Source organism: Desulfoplanes sp. PS50, from assembly GCF_053851535.1.
Window position 1 is genome coordinate 103554 of the sequence record NZ_JBSPZA010000004.1, and the last position, 24020, is coordinate 127573.

The 24020-nt window shown below is 54.9% G+C and carries 22 protein-coding genes, 1 tRNA gene and 1 pseudogene; 19 read left to right on the forward strand and 5 right to left on the reverse strand.

The genetic code is table 11. From position 1 onward, the window contains the following. Positions 1–55: 55 nt before the first annotated feature. The gene (locus ACTVJH_RS03090) at positions 56–787 is read left to right on the forward strand and encodes a tetratricopeptide repeat protein (RefSeq protein WP_455987349.1); all 732 of its coding nucleotides are present in this window, start codon (positions 56–58) and stop codon (positions 785–787) included. An 84-nt stretch (positions 788–871) separates the two neighbouring features. Here ACTVJH_RS03090 and ACTVJH_RS03095 read toward each other — a convergent pair whose 3' ends face one another. After that, the gene (locus ACTVJH_RS03095) at positions 872–2545 is read right to left on the reverse strand and encodes a PAS domain S-box protein (protein WP_455987351.1); all 1674 of its coding nucleotides are present in this window, start codon (positions 2543–2545) and stop codon (positions 872–874) included. A gap of 403 nt (positions 2546–2948) precedes the next feature. Here ACTVJH_RS03095 and ACTVJH_RS03100 point away from each other — a divergent pair. The 15 genes and pseudogenes from ACTVJH_RS03100 to ACTVJH_RS03170 form a co-directional block, all read left to right on the forward strand. Further along, positions 2949–3989: pseudogene (locus ACTVJH_RS03100) on the forward strand (OmpP1/FadL family transporter); the annotation flags it as partial. A 23-nt stretch (positions 3990–4012) separates the two neighbouring features. After that, positions 4013–4279, forward strand: a complete 267-nt coding sequence (locus ACTVJH_RS03105) for an outer membrane protein transport protein (protein WP_455987353.1) — start codon at positions 4013–4015, stop codon at positions 4277–4279. Positions 4280–4668: 389 nt separating this feature from the next. After that, complete coding sequence (locus ACTVJH_RS03110; protein WP_455987355.1) at positions 4669–5601, forward strand: aspartate carbamoyltransferase catalytic subunit; 933 nt, start codon at positions 4669–4671, stop codon at positions 5599–5601. 89 nt (positions 5602–5690) lie between these two features. Further along, positions 5691–6977, forward strand: coding sequence for a dihydroorotase (locus ACTVJH_RS03115; protein ID WP_455987357.1), 1287 nt, complete (start codon positions 5691–5693; stop codon positions 6975–6977). Positions 6978–7200: 223 nt separating this feature from the next. Further along, positions 7201–8526 (forward strand): HD domain-containing protein, encoded by a 1326-nt coding sequence (locus ACTVJH_RS03120; protein ID WP_455987359.1) that lies wholly within the window; start codon positions 7201–7203, stop codon positions 8524–8526. Further along, complete coding sequence (gene rlmN, locus ACTVJH_RS03125) at positions 8523–9557, forward strand: 23S rRNA (adenine(2503)-C(2))-methyltransferase RlmN (protein ID WP_455987430.1); 1035 nt, start codon at positions 8523–8525, stop codon at positions 9555–9557. Before ACTVJH_RS03120 ends, rlmN begins: the two co-directional genes overlap by 4 nt. 111 nt (positions 9558–9668) lie before the next feature. Next, complete coding sequence (gene hisI, locus ACTVJH_RS03130; RefSeq protein WP_455987360.1) at positions 9669–10052, forward strand: phosphoribosyl-AMP cyclohydrolase; 384 nt, start codon at positions 9669–9671, stop codon at positions 10050–10052. Continuing rightward, the gene (hisG, locus tag ACTVJH_RS03135; RefSeq protein ID WP_455987362.1) at positions 10053–10940 is read left to right on the forward strand and encodes an ATP phosphoribosyltransferase; all 888 of its coding nucleotides are present in this window, start codon (positions 10053–10055) and stop codon (positions 10938–10940) included. A gap of 506 nt (positions 10941–11446) precedes the next feature. Further along, positions 11447–12124 (forward strand): tetratricopeptide repeat protein, encoded by a 678-nt coding sequence (locus ACTVJH_RS03140; protein WP_455987364.1) that lies wholly within the window; start codon positions 11447–11449, stop codon positions 12122–12124. Beyond that, on the forward strand, positions 12081–13439 hold the full coding sequence (locus tag ACTVJH_RS03145) for a B12-binding domain-containing radical SAM protein (RefSeq protein ID WP_455987366.1): 1359 nt from the start codon (positions 12081–12083) through the stop codon (positions 13437–13439). Before ACTVJH_RS03140 ends, ACTVJH_RS03145 begins: the two co-directional genes overlap by 44 nt. Positions 13440–13530: 91 nt before the next feature. Beyond that, positions 13531–13725 (forward strand): YwbE family protein, encoded by a 195-nt coding sequence (locus ACTVJH_RS03150; protein ID WP_455987368.1) that lies wholly within the window; start codon positions 13531–13533, stop codon positions 13723–13725. Beyond that, positions 13722–14174 (forward strand): YaiI/YqxD family protein, encoded by a 453-nt coding sequence (locus ACTVJH_RS03155; protein ID WP_455987370.1) that lies wholly within the window; start codon positions 13722–13724, stop codon positions 14172–14174. The genes ACTVJH_RS03150 and ACTVJH_RS03155 overlap by 4 nt, the downstream gene beginning before the upstream one ends. A 198-nt stretch (positions 14175–14372) precedes the next feature. Then, on the forward strand, positions 14373–15614 hold the full coding sequence (locus ACTVJH_RS03160; RefSeq protein WP_455987372.1) for an aromatic amino acid transport family protein: 1242 nt from the start codon (positions 14373–14375) through the stop codon (positions 15612–15614). Between the two features lie 93 nt (positions 15615–15707). Continuing rightward, a complete protein-coding gene (locus ACTVJH_RS03165) occupies positions 15708–16937 on the forward strand; it encodes a M24 family metallopeptidase (RefSeq protein WP_455987374.1) in 1230 nt (409 codons plus the stop codon). Positions 16938–17137: 200 nt separating this feature from the next. Continuing rightward, on the forward strand, positions 17138–17338 hold the full coding sequence (locus ACTVJH_RS03170) for a cold-shock protein (protein ID WP_455987376.1): 201 nt from the start codon (positions 17138–17140) through the stop codon (positions 17336–17338). A gap of 128 nt (positions 17339–17466) precedes the next feature. Here the strand turns inward: ACTVJH_RS03170 and ACTVJH_RS03175 are convergent, their stop codons facing one another. Next, positions 17467–18111: an RluA family pseudouridine synthase gene (locus ACTVJH_RS03175; RefSeq protein ID WP_455987378.1), complete on the reverse strand. Its 645-nt coding sequence runs from the start codon at positions 18109–18111 to the stop codon at positions 17467–17469. Between the two features lie 67 nt (positions 18112–18178). Beyond that, positions 18179–18265 (reverse strand) — tRNA-Leu (locus tag ACTVJH_RS03180). A 406-nt stretch (positions 18266–18671) separates the two neighbouring features. Between ACTVJH_RS03180 and ACTVJH_RS03185 the strand changes: the two genes are divergently transcribed. The 3 genes from ACTVJH_RS03185 (at position 18672) to truA (ending at position 22400) form a co-directional block, all read left to right on the forward strand. After that, on the forward strand, positions 18672–19616 hold the full coding sequence (locus ACTVJH_RS03185; protein ID WP_455987380.1) for a bifunctional riboflavin kinase/FAD synthetase: 945 nt from the start codon (positions 18672–18674) through the stop codon (positions 19614–19616). 25 nt (positions 19617–19641) lie between these two features. Continuing rightward, on the forward strand, positions 19642–21468 hold the full coding sequence (locus ACTVJH_RS03190) for a chloride channel protein (RefSeq protein WP_455987382.1): 1827 nt from the start codon (positions 19642–19644) through the stop codon (positions 21466–21468). Between the two features lie 176 nt (positions 21469–21644). Then, a complete protein-coding gene (gene truA, locus ACTVJH_RS03195) occupies positions 21645–22400 on the forward strand; it encodes a tRNA pseudouridine(38-40) synthase TruA (protein ID WP_455987384.1) in 756 nt (251 codons plus the stop codon). 5 nt (positions 22401–22405) lie between these two features. Here the strand turns inward: truA and ACTVJH_RS03200 are convergent, their stop codons facing one another. Together ACTVJH_RS03200 and ACTVJH_RS03205 are read right to left on the reverse strand one after the other, a co-directional pair. Continuing rightward, positions 22406–23206 (reverse strand): SAM hydrolase/SAM-dependent halogenase family protein, encoded by an 801-nt coding sequence (locus ACTVJH_RS03200; RefSeq protein ID WP_455987386.1) that lies wholly within the window; start codon positions 23204–23206, stop codon positions 22406–22408. 4 nt (positions 23207–23210) lie between these two features. Beyond that, entirely contained in the window at positions 23211–23930 is a 720-nt protein-coding gene (locus ACTVJH_RS03205) for an SIMPL domain-containing protein (protein WP_455987388.1), read from the reverse strand. Positions 23931–24020: the final 90 nt, after the last annotated feature.

The window sequence follows — 24020 nt, forward strand, 5'->3', positions numbered from 1 at the left end:
TGTGATCCCTTTATGCGTGTGGTTTTTGATCCTGGTGACCGCAGGATGCCAGTCAATGGAACAGGATACCCGACTCATGGACCAGGGAGATCAGGCCATGAGTCAGGGAAGATTTCAGGACGCAGAAACAGCGTACCAGGAGTATCTCCACCGCTATCCTCGCGGAAAGGAACGCTGGAAGGCATGGCAACGGTTGGTGACCATCAGCCGGGACATGCGTAACAATATGGTTCAGGCAGACAAGCTTTTAACGACCATGTTCCAGGAATTCAGCTCAGATCCCGATCGAGCCGTGCAGCTTCTCATCCAGCAGGCCAAAGTGAACATGGCCCTTGGTGACCCGGAAGCCGCCCTGGCAAACCTTGAAAAGGGAAATTTTCTGAAGCAGATGTCCTCCACCCAGCGATGGAACCTCCTCATGGCCCAGGCCCAAACAGCCTTTAAGGCCCACCGATTCCCGCAGGCACATGGCTTTCTCGTCGAGGCCCTTCCGCTAGCTCCGGATCAAAAAACCCGCGCCCAGGCGGTCCACCTGGACGGCCAGGCTCTCATCCATCAGGGTGCATACACAGAGGCGGAACAACTTCTTTCGGGGGAATTCGCGGACATGACAGCAGGACCCATGCGCGCGAGAATCGGCCTGGCCCTTGTCGACATAGCCGAACAACAGGGCCGAAACAGCGATGGGCTCCAATTGCTCCAACAGATCAAAACCGAATACCCCAATCCCCGGGCCCTGGAGATACGGGAAAAGATTCTTCAGGAAAAAATCAGCAAAAAAGGGTAACTCTTCAGGTCATAAGCCAGCTGATAAACCTGTCTGAAATGCCGAGTCACATGGAATTGTACCCGTCAATACATCTCGGAAAGTTTACATTTCGCCCTTCTCTCCCGCATCCCTGCGAGTTCTCTCTCCTCTCCCCGTAACCAGCCAATCCACGGAAAATCCGGTCTCGAGACCTATGGCGATCATCCAGTCCGCAGGGATCTTCTGATTCTTGAGGGCGTTGGATATGGAGGTCGGGCTGACATGCAGAAACGCGGCAAGATCCTTGTTCGTGGAAGTACCCGTTGCCTTCTTGAGCCGCTCGAGAACCCTGGCCGCTCCTCGAAGGTCTCCGATATGTGAGATATCACGAACAACCACATAGATCCTGCCCTCGGGAAAATAGGCATCACTGTATACCCCCCGAACCTCCATGAGGCCGTACTCACGGGATGTCCGCCTGACCCGGAACTCGCCCTGATGGGGTGTCTTGGTCTGCACGATCCGGCGGATGAATCCCTGTGCCCGTTCCAGATCCTGGGGATGGATGATCTCGAAAACGATCTTCAGATCCAGATGCCGATAGCGATCACTCTCCACGGGTGCGGCTCCGGGCCGGAGCACCCGTCCGCGCCTGCGGATGATCCGGCACTGGGTATCCAGAACAAAGACAGCCTCCTCGGGCGAGCCGATTTGATCCAGAAATGTGTTTTCCTTGGCCACCTGTGGGGAAATATCCTGGTAGATTCCCAACAGGCCGATGACCTCCTTGTGGGTGTCGTCGAAAATGGGCGTATGAATGGCCCGGTACCAGACCCCGGCATCCTGGAAATGGGAAAGCATGGGAATGATGATCTCACGACGCTGCTCGAAAACCGTTGTGGCCGTCTGGATGATCGAACGGGCCCGAAAGTCGGGCATGAAGTCGTACACGGTCCGGCCGATGAGTTCTTCCATCGTCTGCACCCCCAGAAAATTGCAATATCCCTCGTTGGCGCAGACAATGGAATGATCCTGTCCCGCAACCCAGGCGATATCGGGCAGGGCATCGATGATCTTGCTGAAATCATGGATCAGCTTGCGGGTATAGGTCACGTCGCGCTGGACAAAAAAACCGGCGATAACGGCTTGCTCTTCCCTGCCCACGATGTGCGCGTTAAACTTGAAGGTTCGAGGGGCTCCGTCCTTGCAGCGCAGTGTGACCCGGTCGCCCCGGATCTCACCCCGGCTCTTGAGCGTACGCAGAATGCGCTGCTTATCACCAGGGGTGAAATAGAAATCCGCTGTGTTCAGGGACATGACCTCTCCACGGGTGTACCCGCACATGGCGCAGATGCCCGGATGAATATCCAGGATCTCCCCGTCCATGCCGATGAGATAGTTCATCTCCTCCTTGTACTCGAGATGCTCCCCCAGGGCCTGATCCAGCCTGCCCAGAGCCAGTGCGAACTCTTCCCGGCCCTGCTGTGCATACACCTCCTGAAGCCGCCAGTGCATAACGGTCTGGCGGGACTTTGCCCTCTTCGGCCCCTTGCACTTCAAACGATAGTCACCCGGATGCGTATCGCTGAAAAGCCGCTCGACCACGTCACGGGCCTTGGCCACCTCCCCGGGATCAAAAAAGGCATAGATGGATGCCCCCACCCCCTGTTCGGGTTGAACCCCGTACAAGGCGCTCAGGGAGGCATTGATATACAAAACCGTACCCTGCCGGTCGAAAATAAGCCCGCAATCACTGCTCCGGGACAGGGCCTCCGTATAAAAGGTAAATCCGTTCATGGGGGTCTCTGAAGAAATTTGAGAAATTTAAGAAATTTAAGAAATTTAAGAGATTTGAGAAATTTAAGAGATTTAAGAGATTTGAGAAATTTGAGAGATTTGAGAGAGTTGAGAGAGTTGAGAGAGTTGAGAAGGTTGAAAGACCTGGGAAATTGCAGCAAATTGGAAGATCATGGGCTGCCTCGCCCCCACGCCCGGGAAAGTCTCTGACCTTCACGATGACAGTCTTTGCTGTTTCTTTTCTGTGCACTGCGCACTTTTTTTCTTATTTCACCATCCGTGAAAGAATCAAGTGATTATTCATCAAAAATGAAATTTTTGATCAGAAAAACTCATTGATCTTGTATTTTTTTGTAATACTGGCTCCTTTTGTTTTTTTGCATACATCCACAAGGAGCTCATAATGATTCGCACATGGAAACTATGGTTGATCCTGTTTTTTCTCATCCTGGGCATTCCCGGGCTGGCCGGGGCTGCGGGGTACGGTATTTATGAATGGGGTGCCCGGGGCCAGTCCCTTGGCGGGGCCATGACCGCACGGGGGGAAGATCCCTCCACTGTAGTCTACAACCCGGCGGCCATGACCCAGCTTCCCGGGACCCATGTCAGCGCGGGCATGACCTTCATCCAGCCTTCGGGCACGGTCGAGCCTGACGACAGCTCCCTGCACGGAGGTGGAAGCGAGGACAACACCTGGATCATCCCCAATGCCTATCTGACCACCCAGCTGGGAGAACGGTACTGGTTCGGCATGGGATTGTACTCACGGACCGGACTGGGCACGGAATACGATGACGATGAAAACTGGTTCGGCCGATACAATTCCATGTATGCGGGCATCAAACAGATCTCCCTGACCCCGAACCTGGCCATCAAACTGACCGACTCCCTGTCCATGGGCGTAGGGCTGGAAGTGGCCTATATCGAGGTGAATCTTCAGGGCATGGTTGATGCAGGCAACCCGACCGATCCGGGGACTGGCACATCTGGACAATACGATGTCAAACAGAAACTGACCGGCGGAGACCCCGGGTACGGCTTCAACCTCGCTTTGCACTATAAACCTGTAGACTGGTTGTCCTTCGGGGCGTCCTATCGCAGCAAGATCGAGGTGACAATGAAGGGTGATGCAGATTTCGATTGTATTGGAAACAATGCTGCGGCAACGATCGCCGGAATCCGTGCCTCCAACCCTTTACTGGCAGACACGCTCAAGGACACCACGTTCACCGCCACCGAGCCCCTGCCGGCCATGCTCTCGCTTGGCGTCATGGTCAAGCCGATGGACAGATTGAGCGTATCCTTCGACCTCCTGCGTACCTATTGGAGTGCCTATAATGAACTGAAAATCGAATACGACGATCCGGTCATCTTTGGAAAAGATGAAGTCACCAAAGAAAAAAACTGGAAAGACGTGAACCGTTACCAGGTCGGTATCGAATACGCACTGTACGACTGTACGACTGGATGGATCTGCGCCTTGGATATGTGTACGACGAATCCCCGGTGGATCCGGACCATGCCGAATACCAGATTCCCTCCAATGACCGTCAGATCTACAGCATCGGCTCGGGCTTCCATTGGGACGCCTGGACCATTGATGTGGCCTACAGCTATCTGACGGTCAAGGACCGGAATTTCAAGGACAGTAATGAAACAGGTGTCGAAAAAGCCAGCACCTTTGAAGACGGCCAGTCCCATATCGTTGCCCTCAACCTGGGATACAGTTTCTAACCGTCCGCCTGTCGCATTCGCCTGCACGACCGCCGGGATCTTCGTGATCCCGGCGGTCTTTTTTTGCCTTTCCCGGGAACGCCGAGCGTCTGCTCGGCAACGCGCTTTCGATATGGCAACAGACATACCGAATATCTGGCAGATAGACGATGCGAGCATAACCCCTTCACGTGTTGCCCAAAATGCCGAGCAGACGCTCGGCGTTCCCAGGAGAAAACCAAATGCGGATATTTGCACGATATTCACCACTTCGCCCCCCCGTCTCCGGTCCCCTCAAAAAAAATTCCTTGCTTGGCGCAGAAGTTATTTTTAGACTATAAAATTATGTTGTATCCAAAGGGACCTTCCTTGCGGTAAAAAAAGCCGAATACGGCGGGGTGCGCAGATCAATGCAATGGAATCACAAGGACTTGCTCGACATAGACCAGCTGAGCCGGGAGGAGATCGGATACATCTTCGAGGTCGCCGACCGGTTTGTGGAGGTGAACAAGCGACCGGTCAAAAAGGTACCGGTCCTCAAGGGCAAATCGGTTGTCCTTTTTTTTGCCGAACCCTCCACCCGCACCAAAACCTCCTTTGATGTCGCAGGCAAACGTCTTTCTGCCGACACCTTTTCCCTGACCAAGACCGGCAGTTCCCTGCAAAAAGGCGAAACCCTCAAGGACACCGCCCTGACCCTGCAGGCCATGGCTCCGGACGCTATCGTTCTTCGTCATTGGTCCAGTGGAGCGGCCTCCTTTCTGGCCGAGCGGCTTGACTGTTCCATCATCAATGCAGGTGACGGCCGGCATGCCCATCCCACCCAGGCCCTGTTGGACGGATTCACTCTCCGGTCTATCTGGGGAAACGATTTCAACGGAAAAACCGTACTCATCCTCGGGGACATTGCCCACAGCCGGGTGGCCCGGTCAGACATCCGGCTTCTGACCCTGCTCGGGGCCAGGGTACGACTCTGCGCACCGCGCACCCTGCTCCCCAGCGGCGTTCGCTCCTGGCCGGTGAGGATCTTCGACGATCTGACCGCTGCCTGCACCGATGTAGATGCGATCATCTGCCTGCGGTTGCAGCTTGAACGCCAGAAGGCGGGCCTGCTTCCCGGTCTGCGCGAATATGCCATGAACTATGGTCTGGGTTTTTCCCACCTGGAAAAGGCCTCGCCAAACGTACACATCATGCACCCCGGACCCATCAACCGCGGGATCGAAATTGCCTCAAACCTGGCCGACGCCCACAACAGTCTCATCCTGAATCAGGTCAGCTCGGGCGTTGCCGTACGCATGGCCCTTCTGTACCTGTATCTGACACGGGAAACCTCAGAATAGGTCAGGCTGCACACAGAACGTGCATACTTTCAGATCCAACCCGTTTTTCTCCGCGCCTCTGGGTCTCTGCGCGAAACAAAGGTAACCTCATGTCCGCACCCCAACAGATCATCCGCAATGTCATCTGGCAGGATCAACCCATGGACCTTCTGGTCGACCAGGGAACCATTCAGGGATTGCTCCCGGTGGACCAGGGCAGGGAAATCACCCCCCTTGCCCATGAAACAGACGGCCGGGGAGCCTGGCTTTTCCCAAGCCTCATCGATGCCCACGTCCATCTTCGTGAACCGGGTCAGGAATACAAGGAGACCATTGAGACCGGGCTGGATGCTGCATTGGGCGGCGGATTTAGTCAGGTCATGTGCATGGCCAACACCGACCCGGTCAACGACAATGCCCAGATCACGGAATTCATCCTGGACACAGCTGCAAGGACCCATCCAAACGGTCCCCGGGTCTGTCCGGTTGGTGCGTTGACCAAAGCGCTTGCAGGCAAGGAACTCGCCCCGCTGGCCGAGCTGGCCAAGGCCGGATGCGTGGCCTTTTCCAATGACGGGATACCCATGGCAGATAACGATCTTTTCCGCAGGGCCATGGAATACGCCGCCGATCTCGGACTCAAGGTTATCGATCACTGCGAAGATCCGACCCTGTCCGGGCATGGGGTGATGAACGAGGGCCTACTGTCCGGCCGCCTGGGCCTCAAAGGAAGCCCCTGGGTGGCCGAATCCCTGCAGGTGGCCCGGGACATTCTTCTTTCAGAATATTTGAACATCCCCGTGCACATCGCCCATGTCAGCTGCAAGGAATCCGTGGAGCTGATCCTCATGGCCAAGGAAAAGAAACTTCCGGTAACCGCGGAAACCTGTGCCCATTATCTGCTCTGGGATGAGAGCCTGGTCGAAGGATACAATACCCTGGCCAAGGTCCATCCGCCGTTACGTACAGCGGAAGATGTCCTGGCCCTGCGCCGGGCCGTCAAGGAAGGGATCATCGATATTCTGGTCACGGATCACGCCCCGCATGCGGATTTTGAAAAGGAAACAACCATGGACGAGGCCCCCAACGGGATCTCGGGACTGGATACGGCCCTGTGCCTGTATGTCTCCCTGGTCCGGGAGGGGGTGCTCACCCATGAGGATCTCATCACCCGATGCGCCGTGAGGCCTGCAGATATCTTCCATCTCGAGGTGAACCGCTTCGCCCCTGGAGACCGGGCCGATTTCGTGCTCTTCGACCCCCACCATGAGTGGACTGTCCAGCCCGCGACCCTGTTTTCCAAGGGCAAAAACACCCCTTGCATGGGCACGACTCTTCTGGGTAAAGTCACACAACACTATCTTGAAGGGGATCTCGCTTACACCCTTCACCGCTGAAAACGAAATATTGGATTTATGAATTTTAGAAATTTAAGAAATTTTAGAGAGTTGAGAGAGTAAGAATCCTGACACTCACTCTTTGTGTTTCCTGCTTCTCTTGCATTGCCCAAATTCAGAGCCTTCAATCGTATACAACCTAGCTGAATACTGACGAAAACACTTCCATTCAGTTATCCCTGCGCGAACATGCTTTCAGCCCATCGGACAAGGAGATATCTCGATGCAGCCTATCAAAGACGCGGCTTCCATCTGTAAAACAATCATGAGAAACGGGTTTGATGCCTACATCATCAACCTGCCTCTGCAAAAAAAAGTTATGGATATCAGTGGTGAACAGGAAATCGATATCTGCACAGACATGGAGTTCGACAACCTGAGCATGCTCTTTCCGGACATCCGCAAGGCTGATGATGCGATCCGCAAAGCAGTGCTCACCCAGGGAGGGGTCGCTTTTTCCTTTTATCAGGGAGATGTGGGCAAAGGCTCGTACATTGATGCCAGCGTGACCAAGCTGACTCCCAGGCTGCTCAAGATCATGGAAAACCAGGGTGGACTTCCTCTGGATGTTGCCTGCCCCACCATTCCCCAGCCCAAAGATGTCTACGACGGGTTCGAGGATTTTTCCTCGGGCGAGATAAAACTCATAGGCATTCCCGACGAAACCCTGAAAAGGGACTATCTTCTGGCCGTCCGTGCCCTGCGTTTTTCCGCCAACTACAACCTGCCCATCGAGACGAACACCTGGCTCTGCCTGCTGCGGTCGGCCCGGAGGGTGGCCGATTATGTCCGCCTGGCCGATATCATGGACGAATGGCGCAAGGTCGAAGCGGAAAATATGTACAAGTTCGTCACCTATCTCTTTGAAACCATGATCATCCACGGGATCATTCCCGAACTCCTGCCCCTGACCCGTATCTATGTGCCCACTGAAAACGGGGAGGAAAAGGAAAGCCTCTGGGATCACATGATCGCCACCATGCGCCATTACCCCGAAGAACTTCCCTTTGACTGGTACGGAACCCTGACCTGCATGTTTCTGGACATCGGCAAGGTTTTTACCGGAGAATCCTTTGAAGGGAACCTGATTTTCTATCAGCACCATCAGGTCGGGGCCAAGGTGACCCGAAAGATTCTCCGCCGCCTTGGATTCGAGCCCGAAGACATCGATCTGATCTGCCATCTGGTCAAACACCACATGCGCTTTCATTTCATGCTCAATGACAAGGGCATCCGCCGGTTCAAGGGGCTGGATGAATACCCCCGACTCATCGAACTGGCCCGGGCCGAGGTCAAGGCGAGCAAGGGTACCTATACGGAATTCAATCACAATATGAAGATGCTCGACCGGGCCGATATCGACGAAGATATGCTCGAACCCCTGCTCAACGGGCAGAAGATCATGGAGCTGGCCGGGATCCATCCCGGACCCATGGTCGGACTGATCCGTGACGCCCTGCTCCAGGCCCAGATCGCCGGAGATGTGAGCACCGTGGAAGAGGCCAAGCAATTCGTTGTGGACTACAAGGAAAAGGAGAAGATCCAATAGCCAATATCCTGGATCTCACCCTTACGGAACTCGAGGACTGGCTGACCCACGCGGGTGAACCAAGGTTCCGGGCATCCCAGGTATGGGCCTGGTTGTGGCGGCACGGATGCCGTGATTTTTCCGCCATGACCAACGTGGCCAAATCCCTGCGCGAACGCCTTGCCGCCCATTGGAGCATTGACTGGCCAAGGGTGCATTCCCTGCAGGAAAGCAGGGATGACACGGTCAAATTCCTGCTCGAATATGATGACGGCGCCCTTGTTGAAACCGTGCTCATTCCGGAAAAGGACCGCTACACCCAATGTCTGTCCACCCAGGTGGGCTGCGCCATGGGATGCACCTTTTGCAGTACCGGAAAAATGGGTTTTCTGCGCAACATGACCGGCGGGGAAATCGCCATGCAGGTCCTTGTGGCCCGGGAATTCCTGCGTGAACGGGACAAGGGAGACCGGCTGACCAATCTGGTCTTTATGGGCATGGGCGAGCCGCTCATGAACTGGCCCGAGGTCAGGCGGTCCATGGAGATCCTGCACAGCGAACACGGACTCAATTTTTCCCGGCGCAAGATCACCCTGTCCACCTGCGGAATCAAAAAGGGGCTTTTGGAATTCTCACAGCTCGGACTGGCCCTTCCGGCCATCTCCCTGCATGCCCCGACCCAACAACTTCGCGAACAGATCATGCCCGGGGCGGCCAAACTTCCGTTGAACGAGCTTATGTGCATTTTGGAAAGCTATCCCCTGCAGCCCAGGGAACGGGTGACCATCGAGTACATTCTCCTCGGCGGGGTCAACGATTCCAAGGAGCATGCCCTCCAGCTTGTCAAACTCCTGTCACGACTCAAGTGTAAGGTGAATCTGATCGCCTTCAATCCCGGCCCGGGCATCCCGTACAAAAGTCCGACCAGAGAGGCCGTGCTCGCCTTTGAGAAGGTTCTCTGGGACAAGGGCATGACCTGCATTCTGCGCAAAAGTAAGGGACAGGATATTGCTGCAGCCTGCGGCCAGCTGCGGGCCCAGGTGGAGTCCTGAACCAACGCACATCACCGGCAAACCTGCTCCTGCAGGCCTGTATATAGTTTGCGGCCCGTTTTCCCGGGCCGTACTCTTTGAAAACCTCAACCCCAAGCGGAGTGAACAAGCGTGTTGCAACCTGATTTCAAGAAAGGAAACGGACTGGTCCCGGCCATTGCCCAGGATGTAAAGACGGGCAGGGTGCTCATGATGGCCTACATGGATAAAGAGGCATGGGAACAAACCCTGGCAACGGGTGACGCCCATTACCACAGCCGCAGCCGGAACAAACTGTGGCATAAAGGTGAGTCCTCGGGTCATGTGCAAAAGGTCCATGCCGTGCGTCTGGATTGCGATCAGGACACCGTGCTTCTGCTCGTGGAACAGATCGGCGGGGCAGCCTGCCATCTGGGGTATGAAAGCTGTTTTTTCGAGGAACTCACGGATCTCACCGGCGGTTCGTGGAAAAAATGTTGTGACAAAGTATTCGATCCCAAGGAGGTCTACAAATAAATGGCTGAAGAAACAAAGAACATCCTCAAACTCGGAGTCCCCAAGGGGTCCCTGGAAGACGCGACCAAAAAACTCTTTGCCAAGGCAGGATGGAAGCTGACCTCCCACCACCGCAATTATTTTCCGGACATCAATGACAAAAACATCAAATGCAGCCTGTGTCGGGCCCAGGAAATGGCCAGATACGTTGCCTCGGGTGTCCTGGATGTCGGTCTGACCGGCAAGGACTGGATTTTGGAAAATGACGCCGACGTGGTCGTTGTCTCCGATCTGGTCTATTCCAAGGTCAGTGCCAATCCGGCCCGCTGGGTTCTGGCCGTTGCCGGCGATTCCCCGTTCAGACGTCCCGAAGACCTGGCCGGAAAAAAAATCGCCACGGAATTTGTCTCCTACACCAAAAAATATTTTGAAACCGCCGGTATCCCGGTGACAGTCGACTATTCCTGGGGGGCCACCGAGGCCAAGGTGGTCGAGGGACTGGCCGACGCCATTGTCGAGATCACGGAAACAGGCACAACCATCAAGGCCCACGGGCTTCGGATCATCGCGGAGATCCTGCAGACCAACACCCAGCTCATCGCCAACAAGGAGGCCTGGGAGGATCCCTGGAAACGGGCCAAGATCGAAAACATGAACACCCTGCTCCAGGGTGCCCTGCGCGCGGAAAAGCTTGTCGCTCTGAAAATGAACGCCCCGGCCGGAAGCATGGACGCGATCATGGATATTCTTCCGAGCATGACCTCGCCAACCATGGCCCACCTGTACAATTCCGATTGGCTCTCCATCGAGGTCGTCGTGGATGTGAGCGATGTCCGCGACCTCATCCCCCGTCTTCAGGAGGCCGGAGCCGAGGCGATCATCGAATATGCGCTGAACAAGGTTGTATAGGGAAAGTTCGCAGTGCACAGGATGCAGTGCGCAGTTCAAAGTAAAATGCGCTCTGTATCCTTTCATCTGCTATCTGTCTTCTATCCCGTAGGGGCGATTCACGAATCGCCCGTTTGACAGAGCCCAGGGAGGCGAGGGAAAACATTCTCTTGTGTATGCAAGAATTTTAATAAAACATTACACAACCATTGCGCAATGTTCTTCCCCTTCATTACAAAGGGCGATTCGTGAATCGCCCCTACGATAAAAAAATTTCATATGGCGTTCATTGTGTTTTGCGGCATGCGTGGTTGGTGCCGCAAAACACAATCCGATCATAACTCAGGATGGGACCGACCATGCACACCATTTCCTGGCACCACTTTTCACGCCCCTCCGGCTCCACCCACGCATGCGTGACTCTCCCAACATCCTGTATCCTTTATCGTATATTATTCTCCTTCATCCTTTTTCTCCTCCCCGCCTGCTCGCACAACCCCGATCCCGGATCTATGGACCAGCCCCGGATGAGTTCCGAGGAGATCTCCATTCAGCTCGATCTGGCCGAGAGTTATATCCGGGGAGGCAAAAACCGTTCGGCCCTGGAAAAACTCCTCCTGGTCAAAAAGGATTCCGAAAACAACTCCCGTGTGTTCTTTGATCTCGGCCATGTGTACAGTCTGATGGGAGAGTTTCCAAAGGCCCGGGAAAGCTTTGAACGGGCCGTCCATCTTGAACCCCGGCTGGGCGATGCATGGAATTACCTCGGACAGGTCTATGTGGCCCTGGACAACGATACAGCAGCCCAAAAGGCCTACACCAAGGCCCTCGACATCCCCAATTATCTGCGCAAAGAATATCCGGCCTACAATATGGCCGATCTCTACGCCAGGCAGGGCAACATGGCCCAGGCTGAAACATATGCCCGCATGGCTGTGGACAAGAATTGGCGGTATATCCCGGCCTATCTGCTCCTGGGAAAAATCCTCGTCGATCAGGATCGCGTCGGGGATGCCCAGAAATGGCTCGAACAGGGCGCGGAATCCGACCTGGAAAATACGTCCATCATGCTTGCCCTGGGCGAAAATCTGATCCGCCTGGAACGCCTTAACGAGGCCCGCCAATGGTTCAAGCGGGTCATAGAAACAGCACCCTCTTCCGATGATGCCATCATGGCCAACAATTACCTGGAATCCATCCGCTGATTTTGGGAACTCCCCGCGCATCCTGGGCATCAATCCCTGGGTCTACGATTTCGCGGCCTACAATCTGTGGTCCAGACCCGTAGGGCTTTTGACCTGTCTGGAAATGTTCCGGCAGGCAGGTGCTTCCATCGGTCTGCTCGACTGCATGGACCCTACCTGGGAGGGTGTATCATGGCCCAAACAGAACCGGTTCGGCCGGGGCCATTATCCCAAACAACCTCTCCCCAAACCCCATGCGCTGCGGACCATTCCCCGCATCTACAGCCGGTACGGCCTGCCCCTTGATTGGGTAAAAAGTGCCCTGGAACACCTGTCCCCCAGGCCCGACGGTGTGTTGATCACCTCGGTGATGACCTATTGGTACCCGGGCGTGACAGCCATGATCCACCTTGTCCGCCAGATTCTGCCCAAAGTCCCGATCATTCTCGGAGGAACCTATGCATCCCTGTGCCCGGATCATGCGCAGGGCCAGGAGGCCGATCTTCTGATCCAGGGCCCCTTGGAACAAAAAGACAATTGGGACGCAGTCTGGAATCAGCTCGGGTGTTCCCCTGTACCCCTTCCTGACGACGCAGGCATGACCCCGGCCCTGGATCTCTATTCCCGCCCCTTGTTCGCCCCCATTCTCGGTTCACGAGGATGTCCCTTTCATTGCGAATATTGCGCAAGCAACCAGCTCTATCCCAGATTCAATCAGGGACGATTCGAGTCCATCAAAGCAAATGTTGCCGATCAGATCGGACGCGGGGTCCGGGATTTCGCCTTTTACGACGATGCCCTCCTGGTCCAGCCCGACACCTGGCTCTGGCCGCTGCTCGACTGGCTGGAGAGCCTGGACACGGACATCCGTCTGCACACCCCCAACGCCATGCATATCCGCTACCTGACCCCGGATGTCTGCGCCCGATTCAAACGGGCCGGCATGACCACCATCCGCCTGGGTCTGGAAACCGCGGATTTCAGCCACCGCCATGACGCCAAACTGACCAGCGAACAATGGGAATACGGCATCCGCACCCTGGTGGAGGCCGGGTTCGAACACAAAGACATGGCCTGCTACATCCTCTTCGGCCTGCCCGACCAGGACGAGAACGAGGTCATGGCCACCATCGACCAGGTCAAAAAATGGGGCCTACGCCCGGAACTGGCCCACTACACCCCCATCCCCAAAAGCCGACTCTTTGACCGAGCCTGTGAAGTCTCCCCCTTTCCTCTGGCCACGGAACCCCTCACCCAGAACAACTCCATCTGGCCCTGCGTTCCCGGGGGATTCTCCTGGGAAAAGGTCACCTGGTGGAAAAAGTTGACCGGATGAGGAAATTGAATACGTTGGAATCACGAGCAGAAAATTGTTCAAGCGGCAAGTGAGCAGACCTAAGTCTCTCTAACCTGGAGAACCTTCCCTGATGAACGGAACACAACGAGCAAACATACATCCCGGCCAAACGGTCAATATCGTCCTCAAAAAGGACCAGAAAACCGGTGTCCTGACTCAGGGGATCGTCAAAGACATCCTGACAAAATCCCCAACCCATCCCCATGGCATCAAGGTCCGTTTGACGAGCGGCGATGTGGGCAGGGTCAAGGAGATCTGCTCATGAAGCTCTATATCGACGGCGACGCCTTCCCCAACCTGCTCAAGCCGATCATGGTCCGGGCCATACAGCGGCTCGAGCTGCAGACCTTCGTGGTGGCCAACAAACGCATCTACCTTGGGGAATCGATATATATCAAGGATATCATAGTCGGTGCCGGGCCGGACGAAGCCGACAACCGCATCGTGGAGCTGGTCGAGGAAGGGGATCTGGTCATCACGGCAGACATTCCCCTGGCGGATCACGTGATCACGAAACAAGCCCACGCCATAGACCACCGGGGAGGAATCTTTACCAGAGAAAACATCAAGCAGTACCTGACCATGCGCAATTTCATGCAGGAAATCCGTGACTGCGGGGAGCAGACCAGGGGACCGGCACCCATGAACAAAAAGGATGCCCATGAATTTGCCAACAGCCTGGATCGATTTTTGAGCAAACACATGCGGTGCTGATACGAGACCTTCTCCATGGCCCCCTGGTTTTCAGGAACAAAACCGATGTGGTCTTTGACGAAATATGCCTGTATACTAACGCCATCACCGAGACCCGGCATCCGTTAAGGATGAGGAACGCAACTCCGGTCTCGCTGAGTAAGACAATAGACTCCATACAATTTTTCAGTACGCACACCTCATCCGCGAAGGTGACCCATGAGCAAGCAATCCACCTTGGTGGTCGTCCTGACCATCAGCTTTCTCGTTGTCGGCAATCTCATCGGCGTAGGCATCCTGGCCCTTCCCATCAACACGGGGCTTGCAGGACTCGGACCGGCCATGATCGGAATGATCGTACTCGGGGGGGCCATGTTTTTTTCCGCCCTTGTCCTGGGTAAGGAGGCTGTGGCAAGCAAAAAAGAAAATTTCAACCTCCCCAGCCTGTACCAGCAGTATCTGGGCGCGGCCGGGAAATGGGTGGCCATCTTCGCGAACATGCTCATCCTCTACGGGCTCCTGGTTGCCTATCTGACCGGCGGGGCGGCCATCCTGGCCAATCTCTTCCACATCCCGACCGAGTACAACTGGCTGCTCACCCTGATCTTTTTCACCATCATCACCTGGGTGGCCCTGATGAACACGGGGCTGATCCTCAAATACAATACCTTGATCATGCTCTGCCTGCTCGTGTTCTTCTTCCTCATGGTCTTTATGGGCGAAACCCGGGTACAGGTGAGTCATTACACCTTTGCAGACTGGAAATTTCTGCCGGCAACCGCACCGATCATTGTCACCGCCTTCCATTTCCACAATATCATCCCGACCATCAGCACGAGTCTCAATTGGAACTTTTCGCTGCTCTGGAAAACCATGCTCCTTGGCATGATCATGGGCTTCGTGATGAACGCATTGTGGATACAGACCGCCCTGGGAGTCCTGCCGCTGGATGATTCCGCCAACAGTCTGCTCGCCTCCTTCCAGAATAATCTTCCGGCAACCGTACCCATGGCCAAGATACTGGGCACCCCGCTTTTCATGATCGCATCCCTGATTTTTTCCCTGTTGGCGATAATGACATCTTATCTGGCCAACAGCATGGGGTTGATGGGTTTCGTCCGGGATATGACCGAGAATCAGCTCGGGATCACAAACCGCATGGTTGTGATTCTGCTGACGTTTATTCCGCCCCTGGCCATTGCCCTGATCTGGCCCGAGGTCTTTCTCCAGGCCCTGAACATTGTCGGCGGGGTGGGAATCGTCATCCTCTTCGGCATCCTTCCGAGCATTATTTTCCTCAAGAAAAGCACGACATCCGGAAAAAAGATCCTCGGAGTGATCATGCTCCTCCTGTTCCTGGGCTGCCTTGCCTGTGAAATCGGTCAGGAAATCGGCATAATGCGCATACGACCGGAAATGGAGCATTGGGCACCCCAGATCCACCATCTGAAACATGGATAATAGTCGAGCCCCCCTTCAATATCACATTGATCCCTTATATGAACGGGATGATCTATCGGGATCGCAAAACATCATTTCTTCAGCGAGGTATTCATGACCTTTACTTCACTCGAGCAACTCCCTCTTTCCGAATCACAATGGCGAACCAGACGACTCCAGAATCTTCTTGCCAAACATCTCCCCGAGGCATCGGGCATGCTGGTTTTTGCCCGGCTGAGCATCTATTACCTGACCGGATCATGGATCAATGGACTGGTCTGGGTGCCCAGAGAAGGTGAGCCCATTCTCCTGTGCCGCAAAGGGATCGAACGGGCCAGACTGGACTCTCCCTTGACAACCATTGGAGAATACCGCTCCTTTGCCCAGCTTGGGGACATCTTTCGGGATTTCAATGCCCCTCTGGGAGCAACCATAGCCGTGGACATGGCCGGAATGCCCTGGTCGCTGGGCCGGTCCCTTCAAAAACATCTCAAGGATACAACCCTTGTTCCCGGAGATGCTCTTCTGGCCAGGGCCCGGGCGGTCAAGACCGAATGGGAACTGACCAAGATGCGTAAGGCCGGACAACTGCACGACCACTGCCTCTGCCGTGTCCTGCCTGAACAGATCCATCCAGGGATGAATGAGCGGGAAATCAGCCTGAAAATATGGGAGATCTTTCTGGCCCATGGCCATTGCGGAATGATGCGCATGGAACATTTCGGGGAAGAGATCTTTCTCGGTCATGTGGCTGCCGGAGACAGCGCCAACTATCCCAGCGTGTTCAACGGACCTGTGGGCTTACGGGGTGTTCATCCGGTCATTCCGCATATGGGTGATGCAAAAACTCTCTGGCATTCCGACCATCCCCTGACCCTGGACTGCGGCTTCTGCCTGGACGGCTACCATTCGGACAAGACCCAGGTGTACTGGTCCGCTGACGCAGCCATCCCGGACGCTGCCCGCAGGGCCCAGGATTTCTGTCTGGAAATCCAGACCTGGATCGCAGAACGACTGCGTCCCGGGGCCATTCCCAGCGAACTCTTCAAAAAGTGCTGGAAACGTGCGGAAGATAAAGGACACAAGGAAGGATTCATGGGGCTTGGCGAGAACAAAGTCCGCTTTCTCGGTCACGGCATTGGTCTGGCCATTGACGAATACCCGGTCATTGCCTGGCGTTTCGACGAGCCCCTTGAACAAGGCATGACCATGGCCCTGGAGCCCAAGATCGGCATCAAGGGGCTGGGTATGGTCGGCGTCGAAAACACCTTTGAAGTTACTCCGGACGGTGGGAAATGTCTCTGCGGGGAAGTCTTCGATCCCATCCTGATCGAACCTCGGTAGAAAAAAAATATTTTTTTCAAAAATCAAAAATACTCCTTGACTTGTCCACCATTCTCATGGATTAGAGACCTTGCAGCAAACGATCACCACGGTGGTGGTCGGGTTTCGTTACAGAAGGAAAGCTCCATTTTTCATTGTGGCTCCACCTGATGTTAGAAACAGATGCACCCAGTACAATTTTTTTACAAGGAGTATTCACAATGGCAGATGGAACAGTAAAATGGTTTAACGACAGCAAGGGTTTCGGCTTCATCGAGCAGGACGGTGGTCCTGACGTATTTGTTCATTATTCCGCTATCAACAGCGGTGGTTTCAAGTCCCTCAAGGAAGGCGAGAGGGTCAGCTTTGAAATCGAACAGGGTCCCAAGGGTCCCGCAGCCGCAAACGTCACTATCGCTTAACCATCAGTTGATACTGTGACCTCAAAAGGCCCCCTTCACAAGAAGGGGGCCTTTTTTTGTTCATAAGCACGGCACAAACCGACGTACAACCTCCACCCGGAATCCACCGCAATCCACAGGCAGAACCCTCAAAACGGCGGCTCGGTAGCGAACTCCATGATCTCCTTGGTCTTTGGGTGGGTAAATCGGAGATAGCCCGCATGGAGTCTGAGCTGACCCGGTCCTGTCCCGGTTCCATAAAGACGGTCACCGACCAGGGGGCAACCAAGGCCCAGAGGATGGGCACTGTGTACCCGGAGTTGATGGGTCCTTCCGGTAAGCAGAATGAACTCAACCCGGGTATGGCCATCTTCGACTCCCAGCCTGCGCCATTGTGTCAGGGCCCGTTTACCATGAATGGGGTCATAGACCTGATAGGGACGGTTGAACCTGTCCATGCGCAGCGGGAGATCGATCATGCCTTCGGGTTTGGCAACCAACCCGTCCAACAGTCCTATATATTTTTTGTCCACTTCCCGCTGCTGGAATTGAATACAAAGCTCCCTGTTCGCCCGGGCCGTGATTCCCAGAACCATGAGACCGGAGGTATCCATGTCCAGTCGATGAACCGAGGGAAACCTGCGCGACTCCGGGAACATTTCCCTAACCCGATTGACCACACAGTCCTGGTTTTCCGGGCCCCGCCCGGGTACGGAGAGCAGACCGCTCGGCTTGTTGACTACCACGATCTTGCGATCGGCATAGACCACATCCAGGCCCTGGGGAATGTCCATCCGTATCCTCCTTGTGTCTCAAACGAAAAAAGCCCTTATGGATCATTCCATAAGGGCCTTGTAGCCATGGTGCCGAAGGGGAGACTCGAACTCCCACGGGCGTGAACCCACTAGACCCTGAACCTAGCGTGTCTACCAATTCCACCACTTCGGCATCAACGAAGAGGCTTTGTATCCATAACCGTATTCCTTGGCAAGTTTTTTTTGGTCTCTTTTACAAAGTTGGTGGCCAGAAAAAATCTGTACGCATCCAGGCACCCGGAAGGATACGCTCGGCTTGCCCCCGTTCTGGCGGTTTGACTGTCTGAGTAAGCCAGGCATCGTTCATCAGGCCTTGCCTGAGATCTTGCCCCTATGGCTGGTTTTCATTGAGCAACGGCTTGATGGTACGCGGTCGGCGAGAGAGTTTCAAAGCGTCCTAAGGGAAGCAAGCCGGCCATCATATTTCAGGTGCTTGCATGAAAACAGATGTGCCCCGGGTTGCTCCCAATGTTCCCTTGAACCCCGGACCGTTTTGGGATAGGTCCTTTGTTTCATTTTTTGGAGGAGTCGAGGTACTGATGATCATATGTCACCAAGCTGAAGAGATAGCGTCAAAAATTTCCGGGTCCTGTGTGACCATCGGAAATTTCGATGGAGTGCATCTCGGTCACAGGACCCTGCTCGAAAAAACCGTCTCCCAGGCCAAAACTCTCGGTCTTTCCAGCGTGGCCGTAACCTTCGAACCGCACCCGCTGCGCCTGTTCACAGGAAATTCCAACCCGCCGTTGATCACCCTCCTGGACCAGAAACTCGAACTACTGGGCGGGATGGACCTCGATTATACCCTGTGTCTGGAATTCAATCATGAGCTGGCTGCCCTGTCTCCGGAAAATTTTGTGGCCACGTATCTGGTCGAAACGCTCAAGACACGCAAGCTGATCATCGGTTACGACTACGCGTTCGGCAAGGGCAGAGCGGGCAATTATGAGCTTTTGAGCCGATTGGGCCGTGTCTACGGCTTTGAGGTCGAACAACTCGATCCCGTACTCGTGGATGGGGTCATTGTCAGCTCCACACGAATCAGGGACCTGATCGAGTCCGGTCAGGTCTGGGAGGCACGTCCGCTCCTGGGCCGATTCTACCGGGTAGCCGGCAGGGTTATCCACGGCATGAAACGGGGTGGTCCCATGCTTGGATTCCCCACCGCAAACATCCAGCTGACAGACGAACTCTTCCCTAAAACAGGAGTCTACGCTGTTTGGGCCGAAATTCAGAAGACGATTCTGCCCGCTGTTGCCAACATCGGATTCAACCCGACATTCGGCAATGATGTGCTTTCTGTCGAGGTCCACATCATGGATTTCAAGGGCGACCTGTACGATCAGGATATCCTGGTCCATTTTGTCCAACGCCTGCGGTCGGAAAAAAAGTTCTCGGGCCTGGATGAACTCAAGGCCCAGATCGCCAGGGACAAAAAGATTGCTCGAACCATCCTTGCCTCGCCTGAGGCAGTTCCTGCATGATCCTTCCACATCCAACCAACCCGTCATGTCTCTTTTTGTCGTTCTGAAGCCGTTTGCAAAAATCCGCAACGAAGCCGTCCAGGTCTACACCTCCATCACCAACGCCCGCTGGCTTATTCTGGGCGTACTCGTAGGGGTTGTTTCCGGAATAGGGGCTATCCTTTTCTTTGCCTCCATTGAAGGCATCAAATTTCTCCTTCTGCACAAGGCCGCCGGCCTGCACCTGCCCGCTCCTGCGGGCGAGGAAATCTTCGACGCCCTGCACAACCTTGTCTATCGACCCTGGCTCATCCCGGTCTTCACCACTGCGGTGGGGCTGCTTTCGGGTTGGCTGACCTGGAAATATCTCCCGGACACACGGTATAGCGGAACCGACGGGACCGATGCAATGATCAAGAACTTTCATCAGCAATCCGGTCTCATGCGGCCTGCAGTTCCTCTGATCAAGGCAGGGATTGCCGTACTGAACATCGCCACGGGCGGCAGTGCGGGACGTGAAGGGCCCATTTCCCTGCTCGGAGCCGGATGCGGATCCTGGATTGCCCAGAAGATCAATCTCTCGGCCAAGGAACGCAGAATCCTTCTTCTGGCCGGGGCTGCCGGAGGATTGGGTGCCATCTTCAGGGCCCCCCTGGGCGGTGCACTGACTGCGGTCGAGGTCATTTACCGGGAAGATTTCGAGGCCGAGGCCATCCTTCCGGCGGTCATCTCCTCGGTGGTCTCCTATTCCCTGTTCACCCTGGTCTTTGGCACGGAACCCATCTTCGGCATCCCCCATTTCACCTTTACCGATCCCCGGGAACTCCCCTTCTATGCCATTTTAGCCGTGGCCTGTGCTCTTTCGGGGTGGTTCTGGATCAAGACCTTCACCACGGTCAAATACAAGATATTCTGGCCCCTGACCGACAAGCTCGGATTTGTCTGGACCATGGGTATTGCCGGACTGCTCATGGGACTCATGGGCTGGGCCTTTCCGCAGCTTCTCTGCGGCGGGTATGGATGGCTGGAATTGGCCATTCTGGGCAAACTGACCGTGGGAACCATGCTGGCGATCATCGTGGGCAAGGCCATTGCCACATCCATTGTACTGGGGTCAGGGATCAGCGGGGGCATGTTCGCCCCGGCCCTGTTTGCCGGAGGTCTGACCGGCGGGGTGGTCGGAATCACGGCCAACGCGTATTTTCCAGCCATTGTCACCCAGCCCGGAGCCTATGTTCTGGTAGGCATGGCCTCATTCTTTGCCGGGGTGGCCAATGCGCCCATCGGTCCCTTGATCATGGTCTGTGAACTGACCAAGGGATACGGCCTGTTGGCCCCGCTCATGCTTGGTTCGGCCATCTGCATCGTCCTGGCCAGAAATTTTTCCCTGTACGAAAACCAGGTGGACAACAAATTCGAATCCCCGGCCCATATCCAGGATGCAACCATCAATATTCTGGAGGACCTGCAGGTCAGGGATTTCTACAAACCGGGGCTGGTGACCACCCTGGAGGAAGGAACCTCCTTCTGTGCCATCACCGACATTATTGCCAATACCAATGAACTCTATTTTCCCGTGCGCAACCATGAAGATGAAATAACCGGCATCCTTCCGGTCCAGAATCTGCGCAAGGTCCTGTTCGAGGACAGCCTCTCCGACCTGCTGGTGGCCAAGGACGTGGCCGGCAAACCGGTCATCCTCCATCCGGATGATGATTTGTATACCGCACTCATGCAGTTTGTGGATTCAGGCTACGGACAGATCCCGGTGGTCGATAACGATGACCACACACAGATAATGGGACAGCTGGCACGAGAAGACGTGTTTGCGGCCTATGCAAGAACGCTCAGGGAAATCAGGGAAAAGGAATAGAAAAGGGTACAGAAGGGCGCAGTACGCAGGAAAAACGGGGGTAAGGGTTAAGAGACAAACGATGGGAAGATAACCAATCTCTGTATACGTAATTTTTTGTGATGAAAGTATTTTTTTAACTGCGCCCTGCGCACTGTGCACTGCGTACTTATGCGCCCTGCGCATTCAATACTATTATGCCTCGAATACGACTCACTCTCGCCTATGAGGGCACTGATTTTTGCGGATGGCAGATCCAGAAGGGTCAGCCGACCATCCAGGAGTGTCTGGAAAAGCATCTTTCCGTGCTCTGCGCCCAGCCCACCCGGATATTTGGTTCGGGACGAACCGATTCCGGGGTGCATGCCCTGGGACAGGTGGCCCATGTGGACATCCCGGAAACCAGGACCCACATCCCCTGGCAAAAGGCCCTCAACGCCATGCTTCCGCCGTCCATCCGCATTGTAAAGGCCGAAGAGGTGGGGTTTGATTTTCATGCCCGGTATTCCTGCATCTCCAAGACCTATTCCTATACCATGTGGACCCTTTCTGACTATGTCCTGCCACAACGCAGACGCTACGTCTGGAATACCGGCCCCCTGGACTTCAGGGCCATGGACAGGGCGGCTGCCCACCTTGTGGGGGAACACGATTTCACGAGCTTTCAAAATATCGGCACGGATGTCCGGTCCGCCGTACGCCGGGTAACCCGCATCGACCGATCACCGGGCATCACCGGACAGGAACAGATCTGGACCTTTTCGGCCACCGGGTTCCTCAAGCAGATGGTCAGAAACATGGTCGGCCTGATCTACCAGGTCGGCCGGGGCAAAATTTCCCCGGACCAGGCCCGAACCATTCTCCAGGCCAGGGATCGCTCACAGGCTCCGGCAACGGCCCCGGCGCAGGGACTCTGTCTGGAATACGTCGAGTATCCTGAAGATAGCAACTAGTCTGATCATTCCTCCACCAACTCCAGCTCCACCCTGTCTCCGGGTGCAAGCCCCAGTTTTTTGGCCGCATCATCCTCGCGCAGGCAGAGTTCATAGACCCCCTGACTTCCCGCCAAAATCCCTATCCGACCCTGATCCAATTCCCCGTATGTTCCCACCAAAGTCACGACGCGTTCGAGGGGATGCAGAATCATTTTTCCATGTGTCTGCACAATCTGATGCCACTGCTTGATAATGAGCCCGAGCAAACAATTCCCGAATCCATCCACATGCAGAACATGGGTCCGGATCCTTTGATCGTGTCTCTCTGCATCCGCCCAGGGTGAACGCACAAGAGAAAGGGGCGATATTTCATCACCCAGCCTATCCAGGGGCTCGCCGCTTATCACCCGGGCCGCCAGCGGGGCGAAAACATCCCTGCCGTGAAAGGTCCGACTCGCAATACCCGGATCAAGAGAAATCTGAAACGCCCTGACCCCCTGGCCGTCTTCAGGCAGAAGCATCCCGGTCAGACCGTTGTCCGGGGCGATGACGATCCGGTTCGCATAGGTTGTGAGAACGATCCGCCTGTCCGTGCCCACCCTGGGATCGACCACGCAGACAATGACGCTTGTTTCGGGAAAACAGAAATATCCGGACCAGAGAAAAAACCCGGCCTGAACAATGGAAAAAGGCGGCACATGATGGGTGTAGTCGATGATCCGCGCACCAGGAACACGGCTTAAGATGACCGCCTTCATCTGGGCCGCATAGGGATCACGCGTGCCAAAATCCGTGAGCAGAAAGACAGGGGAAGTGTCATGCATATCATCAGTCCGAAAGATAATACTCCACCGTGGAAACGACCCGGATCTTCTTGATATGCGGGTTGTTCCTGTCCCGGGAGGTAATGGAGAACTGCCCCTGGGAGGCCTGCTTGATCTTGCCGAGCCGACTCTTGGAATCCTCGGCAAATTTAAGGGCCACTTCCCGGGCCTTGGTGGTCGCCTCCTTGATCATATCAGGTTTGATCTCATTGAGTTTGGTGAACAGATATTCGGTCTGATATTCGTATCCTCCACCAGTAAACACGATACCCTTTTTGCCCAGTTCCCCGAGTTTGGTCATCAACGATCTGACCAGAGGAACATCGCGGGAGTAGACGGTCACATTCTGCACGGCGGTGTACCGAAACATTGCCTCTCTGGAGTCACTATAACTCTGGGCGGATTTATCCGTGATGGAGGGAGCGGACAGGGAAATATCATCTTGTTTGACTCCCTTGGCCTGGAGAAAATCAGTGATCATGGCCGTACTCGCCTCCAGGGAACCGTAGAGTTCGCCAAGATTGTTGCTCGCCTCGGTAAACTGGATCGGCCAGATAACCACATCGGCCTTGTACTCCTGTTCGGAAAGTCCCTTGACCCTGACGGTACGTTCGAATTCCTTGATCTTCAGTGCTGAATTCCCCAAAAGATACCCCAGACCGAACAACCCGATGATCAGACAGACACCGAGCACCAATGCGCTTCCATGATCCTTTTTTTCCATGCTTTTCTCCTTGGCTCCTTGTAAGGGTCCACCAACTGACAATCAAACGAATCCCTCTGTGTATAACAAAAATATCTCTTTATAACTCTT